The sequence below is a fragment of the Methyloversatilis thermotolerans genome (genome assembly GCF_000372885.1).
Classification (GTDB): domain Bacteria; phylum Pseudomonadota; class Gammaproteobacteria; order Burkholderiales; family Rhodocyclaceae; genus Methyloversatilis; species Methyloversatilis thermotolerans.
This window is the reverse complement of the sequence record NZ_KB889967.1, coordinates 1,764,044-1,780,008: the sequence shown is the minus strand read 5'-3', so window position 1 is coordinate 1,780,008 and position 15,965 is coordinate 1,764,044. Positions and strand designations below refer to the sequence as shown.

15 protein-coding genes are annotated in these 15,965 nt (G+C 65.3%); 4 read left to right on the top strand and 11 right to left on the bottom strand.

The annotated features are described in order from the left end of the window. Window positions 1-16: 16 nt before the first annotated feature. From A3Q7_RS20505 to A3Q7_RS20775, 3 genes are read right to left on the bottom strand one after another with little or no spacing between them, the layout of a single operon-like run. Window positions 17-886 (bottom strand): alpha/beta hydrolase, encoded by an 870-nt coding sequence (locus A3Q7_RS20505; RefSeq protein WP_077231334.1) that lies wholly within the window; start codon window positions 884-886, stop codon window positions 17-19. Further along, window positions 883-1,647: a hypothetical protein gene (locus A3Q7_RS20780; protein ID WP_157278130.1), complete on the bottom strand. Its 765-nt coding sequence runs from the start codon at window positions 1,645-1,647 to the stop codon at window positions 883-885. Before A3Q7_RS20780 ends, A3Q7_RS20505 begins: the two co-directional genes overlap by 4 nt. A gap of 25 nt (window positions 1,648-1,672) precedes the next feature. Then, window positions 1,673-2,167 (bottom strand): hypothetical protein, encoded by a 495-nt coding sequence (locus A3Q7_RS20775; RefSeq protein WP_157278128.1) that lies wholly within the window; start codon window positions 2,165-2,167, stop codon window positions 1,673-1,675. A gap of 391 nt (window positions 2,168-2,558) precedes the next feature. On the opposite strand from A3Q7_RS20775, the gene A3Q7_RS0107755 reads away from it, so the two are divergent. Beyond that, window positions 2,559-2,924 (top strand): hypothetical protein, encoded by a 366-nt coding sequence (locus A3Q7_RS0107755; RefSeq protein WP_018411292.1) that lies wholly within the window; start codon window positions 2,559-2,561, stop codon window positions 2,922-2,924. An 18-nt stretch (window positions 2,925-2,942) separates the two neighbouring features. Then, window positions 2,943-3,860 (top strand): helix-turn-helix transcriptional regulator, encoded by a 918-nt coding sequence (locus tag A3Q7_RS0107750; RefSeq protein ID WP_018411291.1) that lies wholly within the window; start codon window positions 2,943-2,945, stop codon window positions 3,858-3,860. Between the two features lie 51 nt (window positions 3,861-3,911). Here A3Q7_RS0107750 and A3Q7_RS19615 read toward each other — a convergent pair whose 3' ends face one another. The 6 genes from A3Q7_RS19615 to A3Q7_RS0107720 form a co-directional block, all read right to left on the bottom strand. Continuing rightward, the gene (locus A3Q7_RS19615) at window positions 3,912-6,263 is read right to left on the bottom strand and encodes a serine protease (RefSeq protein ID WP_018411290.1); all 2,352 of its coding nucleotides are present in this window, start codon (window positions 6,261-6,263) and stop codon (window positions 3,912-3,914) included. Beyond that, window positions 6,260-8,122, bottom strand: a complete 1,863-nt coding sequence (locus A3Q7_RS0107740) for a tetratricopeptide repeat-containing S1 family peptidase (protein ID WP_018411289.1) — start codon at window positions 8,120-8,122, stop codon at window positions 6,260-6,262. The genes A3Q7_RS19615 and A3Q7_RS0107740 overlap by 4 nt, the downstream gene beginning before the upstream one ends. A 73-nt stretch (window positions 8,123-8,195) precedes the next feature. Continuing rightward, window positions 8,196-10,457: a S8 family peptidase gene (locus A3Q7_RS20275; RefSeq protein WP_198289166.1), complete on the bottom strand. Its 2,262-nt coding sequence runs from the start codon at window positions 10,455-10,457 to the stop codon at window positions 8,196-8,198. Between the two features lie 88 nt (window positions 10,458-10,545). After that, the gene (locus tag A3Q7_RS0107730) at window positions 10,546-11,208 is read right to left on the bottom strand and encodes a hypothetical protein (protein ID WP_018411287.1); all 663 of its coding nucleotides are present in this window, start codon (window positions 11,206-11,208) and stop codon (window positions 10,546-10,548) included. 10 nt (window positions 11,209-11,218) lie between these two features. Then, complete coding sequence (locus tag A3Q7_RS19605) at window positions 11,219-11,770, bottom strand: hypothetical protein (RefSeq protein ID WP_018411286.1); 552 nt, start codon at window positions 11,768-11,770, stop codon at window positions 11,219-11,221. Between the two features lie 93 nt (window positions 11,771-11,863). After that, window positions 11,864-12,646, bottom strand: a complete 783-nt coding sequence (locus A3Q7_RS0107720; protein WP_018411285.1) for a DNRLRE domain-containing protein — start codon at window positions 12,644-12,646, stop codon at window positions 11,864-11,866. 324 nt (window positions 12,647-12,970) lie between these two features. On the opposite strand from A3Q7_RS0107720, the gene A3Q7_RS0107715 reads away from it, so the two are divergent. Further along, window positions 12,971-13,309 carry a P-II family nitrogen regulator gene (locus A3Q7_RS0107715; RefSeq protein ID WP_018411284.1) on the top strand — a complete coding sequence of 113 codons (339 nt, stop codon included), beginning with the start codon at window positions 12,971-12,973 and terminating at the stop codon, window positions 13,307-13,309. A 34-nt stretch (window positions 13,310-13,343) separates the two neighbouring features. On the opposite strand, the gene A3Q7_RS0107710 is transcribed toward A3Q7_RS0107715, so the two are convergent. After that, window positions 13,344-13,916 (bottom strand): Smr/MutS family protein, encoded by a 573-nt coding sequence (locus A3Q7_RS0107710; protein ID WP_018411283.1) that lies wholly within the window; start codon window positions 13,914-13,916, stop codon window positions 13,344-13,346. A gap of 42 nt (window positions 13,917-13,958) precedes the next feature. Then, on the bottom strand, window positions 13,959-14,915 hold the full coding sequence (gene trxB / locus A3Q7_RS0107705) for a thioredoxin-disulfide reductase (protein ID WP_018411282.1): 957 nt from the start codon (window positions 14,913-14,915) through the stop codon (window positions 13,959-13,961). Window positions 14,916-15,324: 409 nt separating this feature from the next. Here trxB and A3Q7_RS0107700 point away from each other — a divergent pair, with 409 nt between their 5' ends. Beyond that, window positions 15,325-15,948, top strand: a complete 624-nt coding sequence (locus A3Q7_RS0107700) for a Crp/Fnr family transcriptional regulator (protein ID WP_018411281.1) — start codon at window positions 15,325-15,327, stop codon at window positions 15,946-15,948. The last annotated feature ends 17 nt before the right edge of the window (window positions 15,949-15,965 follow it).

Here is a 15,965-nt window from a genome sequence, read left to right as displayed (position 1 = left end):
TATTTAAATTGCTTTCTTATCTTTGCGCTGGCCAGGTTGTACTGGGTTTTCCTTCGAGAAATCCCGATATAAAAATTTCGCTTTCCGCAATTGTATTAAATGGTCTGTGTGGATCAATTTGGAGGTATGCCCCATGGCCGATATCGCGTGCTGGAGCGGCCTTGGGTACCCGTTCAATTTGGTTAAGTATGCGCTGCTCATTCTCTACCGGTCCGCTACGTCCGAGAGCACTTCCCCAGCGCTCTCCATAGAGAATTGTTTGTACCAGGTCACCGAGTGGATATGCGAAGTGTAAAACCGCATCTTCTTCGGAAGCCAGTACCGCGATTTTTTTGGCTGCTAAAGTTGCTTCTTGATAGCACGTTTTTCCAGATCTGCCGAGGCTGTCATTATCGATCGCGGGGGCCATTAGACATATACGATCTAGCGCTTGGCTTCCTTTTTGTGCGATGATCTTGGCTGAGTTCATGACAACGCGACACCCTAGGCTATGTCCCACGAACGCGATTCGGGTGCTTTTATGTGTGTTTATCATGAGCCATTTTGATAGGGCTTCGGCTGTGTTGTCTGCGTCTAGACCCTCGAATGGATAGGTTAAGGCTTTTGCGTATCCGTCACCCGGCCATAGTACGGCTAAGATATTGTCTTCGATCCCGTTTTTTCTAAGAATTTTTCCGAATGTAATTAGACGCTCGCGGCCAACGCTTTGTATGTTGTTGTATCCGTGGACGAGTGTTAGTATTCTTTTTTCACTTGTTGCTGTTGTGAATTCATGTAAATTGGCATCCCAGTCGACATCTTTATCTCTCTCTATGCGATAAAGCCTCCCTGATGTCACTGCGCCTCCTACCTCCTGGTTCCGAAGGTTCAGTATGTATGTGTTCATTGCTTTTTAAGCGCTCGAACTGCTTCTTGCAATGCTGTCGCAATATCTTTCGCAACGGGGGCAATCGGAACGGCTGCCAGCCCGATCATTAGAGATAGCAAGATGTTGGCGTCAATTAAATGTCCGATGAGAAGCGCTATTGTGAGTGCGATAAGCATAGCCGTTACTTTGGTCTGAGTGACATATTGGACCTCAGCAAGAACCAGTGCGGCGTCGAGTCTTGCGTCAATTGCGGTTTCCAAACGGGCTAAGGCGGAACGCTCTTCACTGTTCACTGGACTGTGTTTCTCAGTTGACACTTCTTCTGCAGCTGGAGGTCTCTGGGCTCTTGTAATCAAGAGTGCGGTTGCTGCTTGATCGGAAGTTTTTTTATCAATTCCAAGATCCTGGGCTATTAAAGAAATATCTTCTTTAGACTGAATCCCGAATCCTATTCGTACGCCTTGGCGCAGAGTTCTGGGTAAGTCCCCTTTTGATCGGCCACTCCGATACTGCGCTTTAAGCAATTCGAGTACTTCGATACCATATGCAGCGCGCAACGAGGAAAGAAGCGGGTTGAGCCCCGCCCTCTGTTGAGTGGGCCATGGGCGTCCGCCTTTGATGGTGCGATGGTCGAATAAGCGTTCGAAGCCTGCGAGATCAATCCACGGAATAAGCTTTAGCCCGTCGACAATTCCGTAGGCTGCAACCCCAAGTCCGCCAGTTGCTAATACAACCTCTGTTAGGTGGTCGGAAATTTTTGCTATTTCAAGTTCTGTCATCTTGTTTCTCACGTCTGGAATGTTGTTAGGTCCCAGTTCCTTTTTCTGTTGTTTTGTAAAGGTCGCAGGCAAAGGTGATTTTAATTAAGGATCTTCTCCTGTCTTCAGCGCTTTGTGCTACTGCGTACTCTCCAACGAGTGTTCCGACGGTCTGAACTATCTCGTTCCTTGTTCTCTGTTGGCCTTCTTGGTCGTAACCAACGCCGTTTAGTTGTTGTTGCATACCGTTTGTGACACCTGCGGTTCCACTTAAGACGGCGACTGTAGCTGTCGATGCATGACCGGCCAGTGCCGATCCGAGAAGCCCGGTAGTTGCGCCAACAAAAGCGCTCCAGAATGAGAATCTTGCTGTCGATTGGGCCCTTTTTTCGTATTTTTCAACTTCGTTTTTGCATAATTTAATGGCTTGTGAAAGTTGTGGGTCGTTGTAAATATCTGAGGTTTTGTCGTCTGAGGTGGCGATTGTTGAATAAGATAAAGCTGCTATAAAGATGGTGGCTTGGGTTGTCTTGTTCATCATTTCTATGTCCGTTTTTGTGTAAAAAAGAGACGGGTTTGAACGTCTTCGGATAGTTCTTCGAGTTGCTAGATGTGTGAGGTTGAAGCTATGTTTCCTCAATTTTTTAGCCGGAGCTGAGCTATTTTTTGCGAGCGGGGCAACGCGTTTGAATCTAGGCAATAGGTGCGTCGTTAGGAAAGGCGTTGGATCGGCAATCTAGGCGGACGCTTAGGTCCATTCATCCCCCATATTAGGTAAGTCCCGCCGCGGTACCTGCTCCATGTCCCACAATCGTCGCCTCACCCATCCGGATGAGACGCACATACCCCGACCGCATGTAACATCATGTAAGCATCGTTCCCGCCACTACGCGGCGAGGCCTTGCGTGGGTCATGCGTCGTTCGGAGGTGTCATGGATCAGGGCACGGAGCTGTACGAGGTCGTTGCGCGGTTTTATGAGGCGGGGGGCGGGCTGGACGGCGCGAGCTGGGGGCAGGCTCTGGACGGGGTCAGGCGGGTGCTTGAAGCGCATACCGTCGCGCTGCTTTCGATCGATCTGGCGCAACGCTCCTTGCTTTTCTATGCCGAGGCAGGCGACGCGCCGCCGGAGGCGCTGCTCGATTACACGCGCAGCTATCACGTGATCGATCCGCGACTTGCGCGCGTGTTGACCATGGCGGCCGGGCGCTGGGCGCATTGTCATGAGGTGTTCGACGACGCCTTCGTCGCCAGCGACCCGTTCTATCAGGAGTTTCTGTTGCCCTATGGCGGGCGCTGAAGCAGCGGCATCAAGCTGATGGAAGAGGACGGCGTGGCGGTCATTTTCGCGGTGACGCGGCGGTCGGACAGTGGGCCTCTCGCTGGCGACGATTTCGCGCTGTGCGACCGGCTGTCCTGGCATGTCGCGAAGGCTTTTCGCCTGACCTGGGAGCGCCGGGTATCGGCGGACGCAACCGGTGTTGGCTTCGCGGTCATCAACCAGATCGGCGTGCCGGTTTTCCTGCTCGATGGCGATTGCCGTATCGGCTTTTCCAACCGCAGTGCGCGTTCGCTGATATCGGCCGGTGGCGCGCTGTACGCGCTGGATGGCCGCCTTGCGCTGCGACATGCCGACAATGATCGCGCGTTTCGCGCGCTGGCGAAGTCGCTCCATGGCAAGGCGGGCGACGATCGTTTTCCGGCGAGTGCTTACCTGCCTCTCGCGGCGAGTGGACACGAAGGGGTTGTGCGGCCTGCGCGCAGGCATGTGGCCGGCATGATGCTCAGTTCGCTGTTGCCCGAGCGCACGATAGGCGCGTTTGGCACAAGTCCGGCCTTGCTGGCGGTCGCGCACGAACAGCACGGGATGTCGGAACCCGATCCGGCGGTCGTGGCGAGCGCCTTCGGTCTGACCCGGGCGGAAGCGCGCATCGCCATCGCGTTCGCGCTGGGTCTGTCGGTGGAACAGATCGCGGCGCGCCGCTGCAAGGCGGTGAGCACGGTGCGCAGCCAGGTGAAGTCCATGCTCGCCAAGATGGGGTGTACGCGGCAGAGCGAGGTGGTGAGCCGCGTGCTGGCCTTGCCCCTCATCTTTCTGGGCCTGCAGTGCGGTCGTGGCGTGGCGCTCGGGCGGTCAGGACGTGCCCGCGAGGCGACCCTTCAGGCGGGCGCGGTCGTCAGCGCGCGTGGCAGTCGTGCGGCGCATGTGCGCACTGCGCCGGGCGGTCGCGCCTGACGGGCTGCCGTTTCGCGCTCGGCGGCGCGTCCTTCGGTTCCCGTTCGACCCTCACGGCTCCGACACCGCCTTGCTCATCGCTGGCATGTTCTTGATCACCAGCATGCGCAACTGTTCGGCCGACGGCGGGTGCATGCTTTTCAGGCGCACATAGACCTGCTGCAGCTTTTCGGCGTCGCCGCGCTGCGCGTGCACGAAGCCCTTGAGTGACAGTGCCTTGCTGAGCGTCGGGTTCCACGCGATCAGTGAATCCAGGCGCTGCAGTGCCTTGTCGGTCTGGCCGGTGGCGGCGTAGGCCTGCGCGAGATAGAAGCGACCGTCCTCGGCGTCGGGGGCGAGCTGTTCCGCGCGCTCGAGCGCCTCGACCGCGCGCCTCAGTTGCTTCTGATGCAGCAGTGCGTTGCCGAGGTTGATCCAGCTATTGCCGAGATCGGGTTCCAGCCGCACCGCGGTTTCCAGCGCCGACACCGCTTCGGCATAGCGACCCATGCGGTGCAGGGTGTAACCGCGCGTGCTCCAGGCGGCGCCGGATGTCGGGTGCAGCGTGGTGGCGTGGATGGACTGTGCCAGCGCCTTGTCCTGGTCGCCACGCTGGGCTTCGAGTGCGATCTGCGCGAGCAGCGTGTCCAGATCGTCCGGCGTTTCGCGCAGCGCGTCGGCAAGCAGCGCTGCCGCCTCCGCCAGTTCGTTGCTGCGTATCAGCAGATGCGCGACGCCCACCTTGTCCTTGACCTCGGCCCCGGGCGCCGCGGCCAGTCGCCGGCCGTAGGCGATGGCGCCGGGCAGGTCGTTGTCCGCAAATTCGACCGCCATCAGGGCGCGCAATGTCTGCACGTCGTCCGGTCGCTTCGCGAGCACCTTGTCGAGCACGCCGCTCGCCGCGGAGAACTTGCGGTCGCGGGTCAGCAGGCGCGCCTTCAGACGCAGTCCTTCCACGTCCTCGGGATCGCGCTTGAGCACGTCCTCGAGCATCTGCCGGCCGCTGCCGTCGCGGCCGGTTTCGATCAGGATGGCCGCCAGCGTGACCGCGGCCTGGGTGGCCGAGGGGTCGAGTTCAAGCGCCTTGCGCAGCGCGTCCTCGGCATCGGCCAGCCGTCCCTTCGCATAGGCTTCGTTACCCAGAGTGATCAACTGGCCGGCGCGCGAGAAGGCGTCCATGCCCTCGGTCGCGCGCTGCGCGCCGCGCAGATCGCCCTGTGCGAGCAGCACGCGCGACAGCGCGGCCGACCATGCCGCTTCGCCCGGCTGCTGTGCCAGCGCCACGCGCCATGCGCGCGCCGCCTCCGGGTAGCGTTTCGTGCGCTCGGCCAGCTCGGCCAGCAGGGCCCAGGCGAGCGGGTCGCCGGAGCCGCGAGTCGTTGCGCGCAGCGCCAGGGCATAAGCCTGTTCCATGTCACCGAGCCGGGCGAAGTGTCCCGCTTCGATCCGGTCGGCGTATCCGCGCTGGGGGACGAGCGCGCGCACGCGGGCCAGCATGTCGGTCGCATCCTGGTCGCGGCCCGTTTCGTCGAGCAGCGCGTAGAGCTCGATCAATGCCTGGTCGTTGCGCGGGTTCAGTTCGAGTGCCTGCCGCAGGCGCTTCTCGGCGAGTTCGTGCTGGCCGAGATTGCGCAGGGCGAGTGCCTGCAGGCGCCAGGCGTGGCTCACCTCGGGCAGGGCCTGCTGCCACTCGGCGCACAGGGCGTCCAGACCGGCCCAGTCGCGGGCGATGCGCAGGGCCTCGGCCCGGGCCGGCCAGTCGACTTCCGGCGCGGGCGCTGGCGGCAGCACGGGCGCCGGCTTGCCGCGTGCCGGCAGTTCATCGATCCAGGCCACCGGGATCGCGATATTGGTGTTCTGGCCGGTCACCATGACCGCCGTGGTGATGCCGATCAGCCGTCCGCGTCCGTCGAACAGGCCGCCGCCGCTGGATCCGGGCGACAGCGGCGCGGACACGATGAGCACAGGCTGTCCGTCACGTTCCACGATGGCGGACAGCAGGCCGCTGCTGGTGGCAATGCCGAGACCGAGCGGATTGCCCACCGTGACGACCGGTTCGCCGGTCTGCGGCGCTTCGGATGCCGGGCGCCGCTGTGCCGCCGGACCGGCCAGGCCGGGCACGTCGAGGCGACACAGATCGCGCTCCATGTCGGCGAGCACGGCGTTCACCGGCAGATCGCGGCCGTCGCTGCCACGCACCGTGATGGTCCGGGCGAAGCGCACCACATGGCAGTTCGTGACCACCTGCTGCGCGCCGACGATGACGCCGCTGCCTTGTCCGCTTTCGCCGTCTTCGGCCTGCGCGCCTATGGTGACGACCGAGGGCCGGGCGATGTCGAAAGCCGACGGCGCGGCGTGAGCGCTACCGCAGGCCAGCAGCGCCAGCGGCGCGGCCCATCGCTTGAATGTCTGCAGCCGTTTCATCGCGCACCGACCTCCAGCGGAACAATGCAGCACAGTCTCGCCACCTCCGCCTGCGCGGGGTCGAGTTCGCGCAGGCGCAGCCAGGCGCGGCGCACATCGTCGGGCCGGCCCATCGCGGTATAGCTTTCCATCAGCAGATGCCATACGAGGGGCTGGCGTGCTTCCAGTTCCAGCGAGCGCTGGTAATGGGTGTTGGCCTGCGCGTACTGCCCGCGCATGTGGAGCACGACGCCGGTCTGCCGCCAGCCATCGGGCGAATCCGGCCAGCGCGTGGTCCACTCGCTGAACAGGTCCATCGCCTCGTCGAGCATGAGCGCGTCCTTCAGCGCGACCGCGAGCGCCCAGCGCCAGCCCTCCTGTTCGGGTGCGCCCTGCACCGCCTTGCGATAGGCATCCACCGCCTGCGGCAGCATGCCCAGACCGTAGCTCGCATCGCCCAGCGCCTTCCACACCCAGGCTGGGTTGGAGGGGGTGTGCTCGAGACTGCGCCGCAAGGTGGTCAGTGCGTCTCCAGGACGTTTGGCGGCGATCAGCACGAGTCCACGGGCGTACAGCAGGTCGCCGTTGCTGTCGTGATCGGGAAAGGCGTCGATCAAGGCCATGGCGCGCGCAACGCGGCCATTCGCGATCAGCGCGTCGACATAGCCCATCAGGGCCGGCGCCGAGGACGGCGCCAGTTCCCATACCGCCGACTGGTGATGCAGCCAGGCCAAATTGTCGCCGCGCGACTGTGCAAGCCAGCCCAGCAGGTAATGCGATGCCACATTCCATGGCTGCATGGCGAGCGCCCGGCGAGCGGCGCGTTCGGCGGCGTCCGCATCCTGTCTCATCGCGTGGCTGCGCGACAGCGAAATCCAGGCGTCGACATCGGCCGGCCAGCGTTCGGTGAGCGTCTGCGCGGTCTGCAGCGCGTCATTGTCGTTCAGTGCGAACTGCGTGCGCCACAGACCGAAGGCGGCGGCTTTCAGGTCAGCGGCCTGCGCGAGCGCCTGCCGATAGTCGGCGCGCGCCGCCGCCAGTTCGCTGGCCGCTTCGGCGGCTTCGGCGCGCGCACGCAGCGCTTCCGCGTCCTGCGGATGGCGCGTCACCCAGGCCTGCGCATGCTCGCGCAGCCCGGTCCAGTCGCGCGCGGCGCGCAGTTCGTCGGCGCGGGCGATCAGCGCGTCGCGCTCCGACCGCTGCGCGCTGCGCAGTGCGGCGCGCGCGGCGATGTCGTCGAGCCGGGCGGCCGGTACGGCGAGATTCACGTTCTGGCCGCCTTCGAGCGGGCGGTCGATGATGCCGACCAGCCGGCCCTCGGTGTCGAACAGTCCGCCGCCTTCCGAGCCGGCCGCGATGGCGGCGGTGAACTGGATGCGCGCGTCCTCGCCCTGACGATGCAGCTTGGACACCACCCCTTCACTGATGCCGGTGCCCAGGCCGAGCGCATTGCCGAGCGCGAACACGCGGCTGCCCGCCTGGGGCGTCGGCGCGGTCGGCACAGCCGGCAAGGCGGCGAGTTCGGGCGACTCGAGCAGACACAGCTCGCTGTCCGGGTCGCGCGCAGTCACGGCGAGCAGGCGGCTTGCCGTGCCGTCGATGGCCTCGAAGCGGCCCGACAGTTCGCCGCAGCGCGACACGAAACGCCCGCCGCCGAGCGAAACCGCGCTCAGGTTCGCCAGCCGCTGGCCGTCGCCGTCGCTCACCGTCAGCGGCAGCACGAAAGGTGCGCTGGACGTGAATACGGCGCGCGGAATGTTGTCGGCGTGCGCAGCGTCGTCTGCATGCGCGGGGGCCATCGCACCCAGCGCGAGGCAGAGCAGGGCAGCCGCGGTCGGGCTGCGTGGCCGGTCGGCGGACCGGTGTGGCGTCGGGTGCATGCACGGCTCCAGGAATGAGCGCGGCATTATGCAGGATGTGTGTGTCCGCGCGATGTGCAGCCGCGCGACGAAATCAGCGCCGCTTCGCCGCCGCGCCGGCGAGCGCGGCGCCGAGCAGCACCAGTGCCCAGCCGGGCAGCGGCACGTCGCCGTCGCTGCCGGCCACGCTGGCGGTCAGGGCGGTGATGGCGAAACTCACGCTGACCGGCGCGGCGGCGAGCCAGTTCTCGTTGCCGGGCTGGCTGGCCTGCACGGTGCAGGTGCCCGTGGCGATCAGGCTGGCCTGGCTGCCGCTGATGACGCAGACGGCGGGCGTCAGGCTGGCGTAGCTCACGGCAAGCCCGGAACTGGCGCTGGCGGTGAGCGCGACCGGGCCGGCGTCGAGCGCAGTGGCGGCAGGGGTGGGGAAGGCGATGGTCTGGCTGGCGCGTGCCGGCTTGATGGTGAAACTTACCGCGACTGACGCGGCAGCGAGGTAGTCGCCATTTCCGCTCTGGCTGGCAGTGAGGCTGCAGGTGCCGGTGGCGATCAGGGTGGCGGTGCTGCCGCTGACGCTGCAGGTGGCGGGCGTGGTCGATGCGTAAGTCACGGCGAGGCCGGAACTGGCGAGCGCTTCCAGCGTCACGCTGCCCTGGTCCAGCCAGACATCGCCCGGCGACGGGAACACGATGGTCTGTTCCGCGCGTTCGTCGAAAGCGAGCTTGAGCACGACGCTGCCGGTGGCCGCATTGAAGCCATCGACGGCGATGCGGTACTGCGTGCCGGCCGCGACGACGAGGTCCAGCTTGCTCTGCGATCCGTCGCCGCTGTCGTCGTCGCTCGCCCGCAGCGTGAGCGAGGCAAGCGCGCTGCCGGTATAGACCGCGAGCATGGTGTCGAAACTGCTGCCGTTGGTGTCCAGCGTGAGTACGCCGGATGCCGGCGCGGTCCAGGTCCACCACAGCGAACGCGTGGCGGCCGTGCCGTCGTGCGCGGGTTCGTCCGGTTCGCTGCTGGCCAGGGCGTTGCTGCCGCTGTCGCTGTCGGCCGTGCCGCTCAGTTCGCGCGCCGCGGCGAAGGCGTCGTTGCTTTCGGTGCCGACACCGGCCAGCGCGGCGCCCAGGGCCAGGCGCGGGCGCTGCAGGCCGTTGCGCGCGTCGGTGACCGTCGTTCCGCTGAGCGTGAGCCGGCTTTCGATCTGTGCCGGCGTATCGAGCGGGAAGCGCTGCTTCAGCACCGCCACGGCACCCGCCACCATGGGCGACGCGAACGATGTGCCATCCAGCGTGTAGCCATTGACCGTGAGCACGGATCCTGGCGCGAACAGATCGAGCGGTGCGCCGCTGTTGGAATAGCAGGTCACCTTGTCGGCCGCCGTCGTGCTGTCGGTGCAGCCGCTGAACGCGCGCTGGCCGACATTGGCGTCATAGGTGGCGCCGACCGCCAGCGCATTCGCCACGCAGGCCGGCTCGGCGATGCCGGCGGTGAAACTGTCGTTGCCGGTCGCGATCGCCACCACCAGGCCGGCGTTGCGCGCGCGGCGGATTGCCGCGACATAGGGCGAACTGGTGCACGCGCTGGCGTTCTGGGTGCTGTCGCCCAGGCTCAGGTTCAGCGCGACGATGTTGTAGGTCGCGCGCTGCGCGATCGCCCAGTCCATGCCTTCGATCACGTCGGAGTCCCACGCGCCCTCGGGTTCGAACACGTCGATGGCGACGATGGATGTCTGCGGCGCGACCGCCAGCGCGGTCAATGCCACCCGCGTGCCATGGCCGTTGGCGTCGCGCGCATTGTCCTCGGTGGCGGCCTCGTAGGCGGCCACCACCTTGCAGCCGGTGCCCGGCGCCGCGCAGGCACCGAAGGCGCTCAGCGCATGGTCGACGCCGGTATCCAGCACCGCCACGGCCGTGCCTGCGCCCTGGTAGCCGGCGCTCACCGCCGCTGGCTGGCCGATCAGCGGCAGCGCCTGCGCGGAAATCGGCTGGCGCAGCTTGTCCGGGTAGATGGCTTCGACGCGCTCATCGTCGCGCAGGGCGCGCAGTGCCTCCGGCTTCTGCAGCGTCATGGCCAGCATGGGCAGCACGCTGTAGCGACGGCGCACGCTGCCCGCATCATCCGGCACGACCGCGATCACCGCCGCTTTCAGCGCATCGCGGCGGCGCCGCGTCGCGCTGAGGTCGAACACACTGCCGTCGTCCTTCAGTTCGACGATCACCCGAGGCGCTTCGCCGCGATCGAGTGCCGCCGCCAGGTCGGCGTCGACAAAACGCGGCGCAGCCTGTGCCGGCAGGCCGGCCAGCAACGACAGCACGGCGCAGCAGAGCACAGGCACCGGGCGTGGAATTCGGGGGGGCATCGCGATGCTCGCAAACGGGGGGGGCAACCGCGAACCTAGCCCCCGCATGTTCCGCCCGTATTGCATTTTCCTCGTTGGCGAATGGTTGTCATGCGATGGGCTCACCCGCGCGCGAACGCGGCGCTGCAGCGACTCGGGCGGCGGTCCGGCTCGCGAGCGCGATCAGAGGCAGCGCCACAACGCCCGCCAGCACGAAGCGGCCGCCGGATTTCAGGAAGGCGGACCAGACCAGGATGGGTGATGTGCTGTCAGGTGCATGGGCATCGCGGTGCAGTGCCCACAGGTGGGCATCGAGGACGAAAGGCGCGTCGACGGCAAGAAGCAGGGCCAGTGCCGGCAGCGCGAGCAGGCTTCGCAGCGGCCATTCGATCACACGTTGCGCGGGCCATGCGGCGAGCAGTGCGATCAGCGCGGTGGGGGCCAGCCAGAAGGCCGCCAGCGGCGTGGTGATGACGGCGCGCGCGCGCGGATCGGCGAAGGTGACGTGGCTGCCGGTCACCACCAGACGGCGCAAGCCGGCGTCCAGCCTGATCACCGTGTCGGCGCCGCTGCGGGTGACGGACAGTCCGATCACGCGGTGATGCGGGTCGATGGCGTCGATCAGGCTGGCCAGCGGGGCCCGCAGCACCTGCATCAGCGCTTCGCCGTGGCCGATCAGCAAGGCGCCGGTGAGGCACAGCGCGAGCAGTGCGCGCAGCACGGCGCTGCGGAGTGTGCGGCGGTCGACGCGTGCGGCGCCGAGAGGGCTCATGCCTGCGAGCTTACCCATATCCAACGGGCGCTTCGGCGTGCGGCCGGGGCGCGCGCTGCATGATCCATTGCACGTACAGCGCGAGCAGCACCACCAGCGCGAGCGGGCCGATGTAGTTGTGCAGCCAGTCGAACCATTGCGCATCGTGGCGCCACGCGAAGAACAGCGCGGTGATGCGGCCGATGTTGAGCAGCCACACCAGCAGCAGGCCAGTCAGCCAGCCGCCCAGTCGCCAGCGCCAGGGCAGCGGGGCGACCGCGAAGGCGGCACTGATCAGCCACAGCAGTTCGGCGCCGTCGCAGCCCTGCAGTACATTGAGCCCCCCGCCAGGCGCGCGGATGCGCGCACCATCGGCGTAGGCGCCCAGTTCGGGCGCCAGTGCGGATATTGCGGCCACCGTGACGTCGACATTGAGCGTTTCCACCCAGAGACGCCACAGCCATCCGTCCTGCGCGGCGGACCACGCGGCCTGCAGTGCGACGAACAGCGCCACGAAGGCGATCAGTCGCCACCAGGGCAGCCCGTGACCGGTGACATCGGGGGTCGGCGATGGGGTGCTCATCGAGTGTTCAGGATGCGAATGAAAGCTTGCGGACTATGCCCGTGCGGACCCGCTTGATGCGGCCAGGCTGCGCGCACGCGTGCCGCGATGGTATCAGCCCTTGCGCGCGCCATTGCGGCGTCGCTGAACGGCGCTGACCAGTGCGCCACCGAGCAGCGCCAGCGCCCAGCCGGGCAATGGCACGTCGCCGTTGTCGGACATCGCGGGCGGCGTGTATTCAATGGTGAGCATCGGCGCGTCCGGCCCGCCCTCGCGACTGAACAGGCGCTTCGCGTTCTGCGAGCGCACTTCGTCGTCGCGCAGCAGCCAGCCGTGGTTGCTGGCCGGATTGTCGACCCAGGCCTGGATGTGCTGGCGCAGCGTCGGGCTGTCCTGCAGGGTATGGACGCCGGTGCCGGGCATGGTCACGCTGGCGGGCGAACCGGCGTAGTCACCGCCGGCCTGTGCCCACGGTCGCGGCGGTTGCGCGAGGTAGACGCGGTCGGTCCAGGTCACGTCTCCGGCAGTCGCGACATCGCCGCCTCCGCCCGAGCTTTCCGATGGCCCTTCACCCCATGCCGCAGTGAGCGGGTAGAGCAGGGCGCGGTCCTCGGGGGAGGAGCCGACCCCGGCCCGGTTGACCACCAGACGCAGGCTGGCGGCCTGTATGGTCGAACCGGGCGGAATGCCGCTCAGATCGAAGCGCAGCAAGGCGCGCCGGGCTTCGCCACTGGCGATCGAACCGATGAACAGAAAGGCGCCGGACCCGCTGGCGCGGTCGCCGGACGGCGCGAACAAGGTGGCATCGGCGACCGGACGAAGCTGCACGGTGGCCGCGTGCGCGGCAAGCGGGCAGACAAGAATCCACAGGACGGCGATCGACCGGACCCGGCTCATGGCGCAGCTCCGCTGTACAGGGTGCGCAGATTATTTGCATCGAGTTTGACGGTATCGTGTCAACCGCGACGGCGCTTCGCGATGCCACGGCCGGTGACGATCACGGCGACCGTTGCATCGGAGAGGGGGCCGTCGGCAAGCCGGTCGCGGCGGGCGCCGTCAGGCTTTCGCGCTGCGCGCGGGAAGCGGAGGTGGGGCGCCGGCACCGCCGGGCCGACGGGTCGATTTCACCCTGCACAAGCGCACCACGCCCGGGTTTGCAGGCTTGTGCGGTAAGCCCGGCCGATACCTTTATACTTGGCGGCCCCAGCGAGGAGACCACTCATGAAGAAAATCGAAGCCGTCATCAAACCCTTCAAGCTCGACGAAGTGCGCGAGGCGCTTTCGGAAGTCGGCGTCACCGGCCTGACGGTGACCGAAGTCAAGGGTTTCGGTCGGCAGAAGGGCCACACCGAGCTGTATCGTGGCGCCGAGTACGTCGTCGATTTCCTGCCCAAGATCAAGATCGAGGTCATCATTCCGGACGAAGCGGTCGATCCGGCCATCGAAGCCATCATCAAGGCCGCACGTACCGGCAAGATCGGCGACGGCAAGATTTTCGTGATGCCGGTCGAACAGGTGGTGCGCATCCGCACCGGGGAAACCGGAGAATCGGCGATCTGATCGCCGCGCCGAAGCGCTGACGGGTCAGGGCGCTTCAGTCGCGCCCGGACGGCTTGAGCAGCACCATCACGGCACCGGCGCCGCCTTCGTGCGGCCGCGCCTGACAGAAGGCGAGCACTTCGGGTCGGTGCATCAGCCAGCGCAGCACCAGCCCCTTCAGCACCGGCTCGCGTCCGGGTGATCCCAATCCCTTTCCGTGTATCACCCGCACGCAGCGCAGGCCGCGCCGATGCGCGTCGTGCAGGAAACCGATCACGATGTCGTGGGCGGCATCCCGCGTGGCGCCATGCAGATCGATCTGCCCCTGCGACACCCAGCGTCCGCGACGCAGGTCGCGCAATACCTGTCGCGTCAATCCTGCGCGCAGGAAGGACGGTTCCTCGCCGCCCTCGAGACGCAGATCGACGGACAGCGGGCCGCATATCGACTCGGACAGTACCGACATGTCGTCCGCCTCGCGCTGCAGAGGCCAGGCGCGCGGCGGCGGCGTGTCGAGCACGACGCGGTCGTGATGGATGGGATGCACGCCCACCACGGCCTGCCGGAACAGCGCGATGTCTTCCTCGCTGGGGCCGGGCGGAGGTGGACGTTTCTTCTTTGATGACATGACGCCGCGGGCACGGGCGAAACGGACGTGGCGCGGGCGGCCTCAGGCCAGACCGAGGGCATCCAGATAACGCTCGGCATCCAGTGCCGCCATGCAACCGGTACCTGCGCTGGTCACTGCCTGACGGTAGATGTGATCCTGCACATCGCCGGCGGCGAACACGCCGGGAATGCTGGTCGCGGTGAAATTGCCGTTGCGCCCGGCCTGGGTGACGATGTAGCCGCCTTCCATGTCGAGCTGACCTTCGAACAGTGACGTATTCGGCTGGTGGCCGATGGCGATGAACACGCCGGACAGTGCGATGTCCTCGGTGCTGCCATCCTGCGTGGACTTGATGCGCATGCCGGTCACGCCGGTCTTGTCGCCCAGCACCTCGTCGAGGGTACTGTGCCAGCGTATGGTCACCTTGCCCTGTTTGGCCTTGTCGAACAGCTTGTCCTGCAGGATTTTCTCGGACTTGAACTTGTCGCGACGATGAACGACCGTGACGTGGCGGGCGATGTTCGACAGGTAGAGCGCTTCCTCGACCGCAGTATTGCCGCCGCCGATCACCGCGACGTCCTGGTTGCGGTAGAAGAATCCGTCGCAGGTCGCGCAGGCCGACACGCCCTTGCCGGCGAAAGCCTCTTCCGATGGCAGGCCGAGGTATTTGGCGCTGGCGCCGGTGGCGATGATGAGCGCGTCGCAGGTGTATTCGCCACTGTCGCCCACCAGCCGTATCGGCTTTTCCTTCAGATGGGCGGTGTGGATATGGTCGAACACCAGTTCGGTTTCGAAGCGCTCGGCATGCTTCTGGAAACGCGCCATCAGATCAGGCCCCTGAACGCCGTCGGCGTCGGCCGGCCAGTTGTCGACTTCGGTCGTGGTCATGAGCTGGCCGCCCTGCGCGAGACCGGTGACGAGCACAGGCTTCAGGTTGGCGCGTGCGGCATAGACTGCAGCCGTGTAGCCGGCCGGGCCCGAGCCGAGGATGAGGAGGCGGGAATGACGTGCTGCCATGGCTGGAATCCGTTCTTTTCGAATGAGGGGTCAGGTGCTGGAATTGTCGGCTGATTATAGCGACGCGCTGCGGGCCCGCCGGCCGGGCCGGGCGACTGCTCCGTTGCTGCAACACAGATGAAGACTCCGGGACAAACTCTCAAGTTCGCGTCGACCGTGACCGATACTGCTGATAGATATTGGGTCAGTTTGTTTCCGCTGTGAAAAACTACCTATAATCAGGGCCGCTTCAGTGTTTGTGGCTCAAAGGGGTTTGAAACGCCGCGCGGCAGCGGCTTTTGAATTGACCACAGGCGCGACGATCCATTCTGCGGCGCAGCCTGTCTCTCCATCCGGCATGCCCGTATCAGGAGGTTATTTGATGGTAACGGCTCACCCCGTTTCAATTACCGCGCTGCGGACCTTTTCGATGTTCAGCGGGCTGTCCGACAGCAGCCTGGAGCCGGTTGCCAAGGTATCCAATATGCGCCGGGTACCACGCGGATCCATCGTGGTGCGTGCCGGCGACAAGACCGATTTCGTCTACCTCGTCCTGTCCGGCAGCCTGAAGGTTCTGGTGAGCGACGAGGAGGGCCGGGAAGTCATCCTGTCCATGCTCGGTCCGGGCGAACTGTTCGGCGAAATGGGGGTGCTGGACGACAACCCGCGCTCCGCCACCGTCGTGACCGTGGTGCCGAGCGACCTCATCGTGATCGCCAAGAGCGATTTCAAGCGCGTGCTGCAGGAGAACTTCGAGGTGTCGATGTTCATCATGCGCAATCTGGTGGCCCGCCTGCGCACCGCCGACCGCAAGATCGAAAGCCTGGCGCTGATGGATGTCTATGGTCGCGTCGCCCGCCTGCTGCTCGAAATGGCGGATGACGTGAACGGCGAGAAGGTGGTGAACCGCAAGATTTCCAAGCAGGACATCGCGAAAATGATCGGTGCTTCGCGCGAAATGGTGTCCCGCGTCATGAAGGACCTGCACCTGCAGGGCCTGATCGAGGAAACCAATGGCAAGATCCTGTTGCGCGAGCGACTGGAAACCGTCTGACGCCTGCAACCGTTGCA

Excerpts from the sequence above, each read along its gene's own strand:
- A3Q7_RS20505 (WP_077231334.1), bottom strand. The coding sequence starts at position 886 with ATGAACACATACATACTGAACCTTCGGAACCAGGAGGTAGGAGGCGCA.
- A3Q7_RS20780 (WP_157278130.1), bottom strand. The coding sequence starts at position 1,647 with ATGACAGAACTTGAAATAGCAAAAATTTCCGACCACCTAACAGAGGTT.
- A3Q7_RS20775 (WP_157278128.1), bottom strand. The coding sequence starts at position 2,167 with ATGATGAACAAGACAACCCAAGCCACCATCTTTATAGCAGCTTTATCT.
- A3Q7_RS0107755 (WP_018411292.1), top strand. The coding sequence starts at position 2,559 with ATGGATCAGGGCACGGAGCTGTACGAGGTCGTTGCGCGGTTTTATGAG.
- A3Q7_RS0107750 (WP_018411291.1), top strand. The coding sequence starts at position 2,943 with ATGGAAGAGGACGGCGTGGCGGTCATTTTCGCGGTGACGCGGCGGTCG.
- A3Q7_RS19615 (WP_018411290.1), bottom strand. The coding sequence starts at position 6,263 with ATGAAACGGCTGCAGACATTCAAGCGATGGGCCGCGCCGCTGGCGCTG.
- A3Q7_RS0107740 (WP_018411289.1), bottom strand. The coding sequence starts at position 8,122 with ATGCACCCGACGCCACACCGGTCCGCCGACCGGCCACGCAGCCCGACC.
- A3Q7_RS20275 (WP_198289166.1), bottom strand. The coding sequence starts at position 10,457 with ATGCCCCCCCGAATTCCACGCCCGGTGCCTGTGCTCTGCTGCGCCGTG.
- A3Q7_RS0107730 (WP_018411287.1), bottom strand. The coding sequence starts at position 11,208 with ATGAGCCCTCTCGGCGCCGCACGCGTCGACCGCCGCACACTCCGCAGC.
- A3Q7_RS19605 (WP_018411286.1), bottom strand. The coding sequence starts at position 11,770 with ATGAGCACCCCATCGCCGACCCCCGATGTCACCGGTCACGGGCTGCCC.
- A3Q7_RS0107720 (WP_018411285.1), bottom strand. The coding sequence starts at position 12,646 with ATGAGCCGGGTCCGGTCGATCGCCGTCCTGTGGATTCTTGTCTGCCCG.
- A3Q7_RS0107715 (WP_018411284.1), top strand. The coding sequence starts at position 12,971 with ATGAAGAAAATCGAAGCCGTCATCAAACCCTTCAAGCTCGACGAAGTG.
- A3Q7_RS0107710 (WP_018411283.1), bottom strand. The coding sequence starts at position 13,916 with ATGTCATCAAAGAAGAAACGTCCACCTCCGCCCGGCCCCAGCGAGGAA.
- trxB (WP_018411282.1), bottom strand. The coding sequence starts at position 14,915 with ATGGCAGCACGTCATTCCCGCCTCCTCATCCTCGGCTCGGGCCCGGCC.
- A3Q7_RS0107700 (WP_018411281.1), top strand. The coding sequence starts at position 15,325 with ATGTTCAGCGGGCTGTCCGACAGCAGCCTGGAGCCGGTTGCCAAGGTA.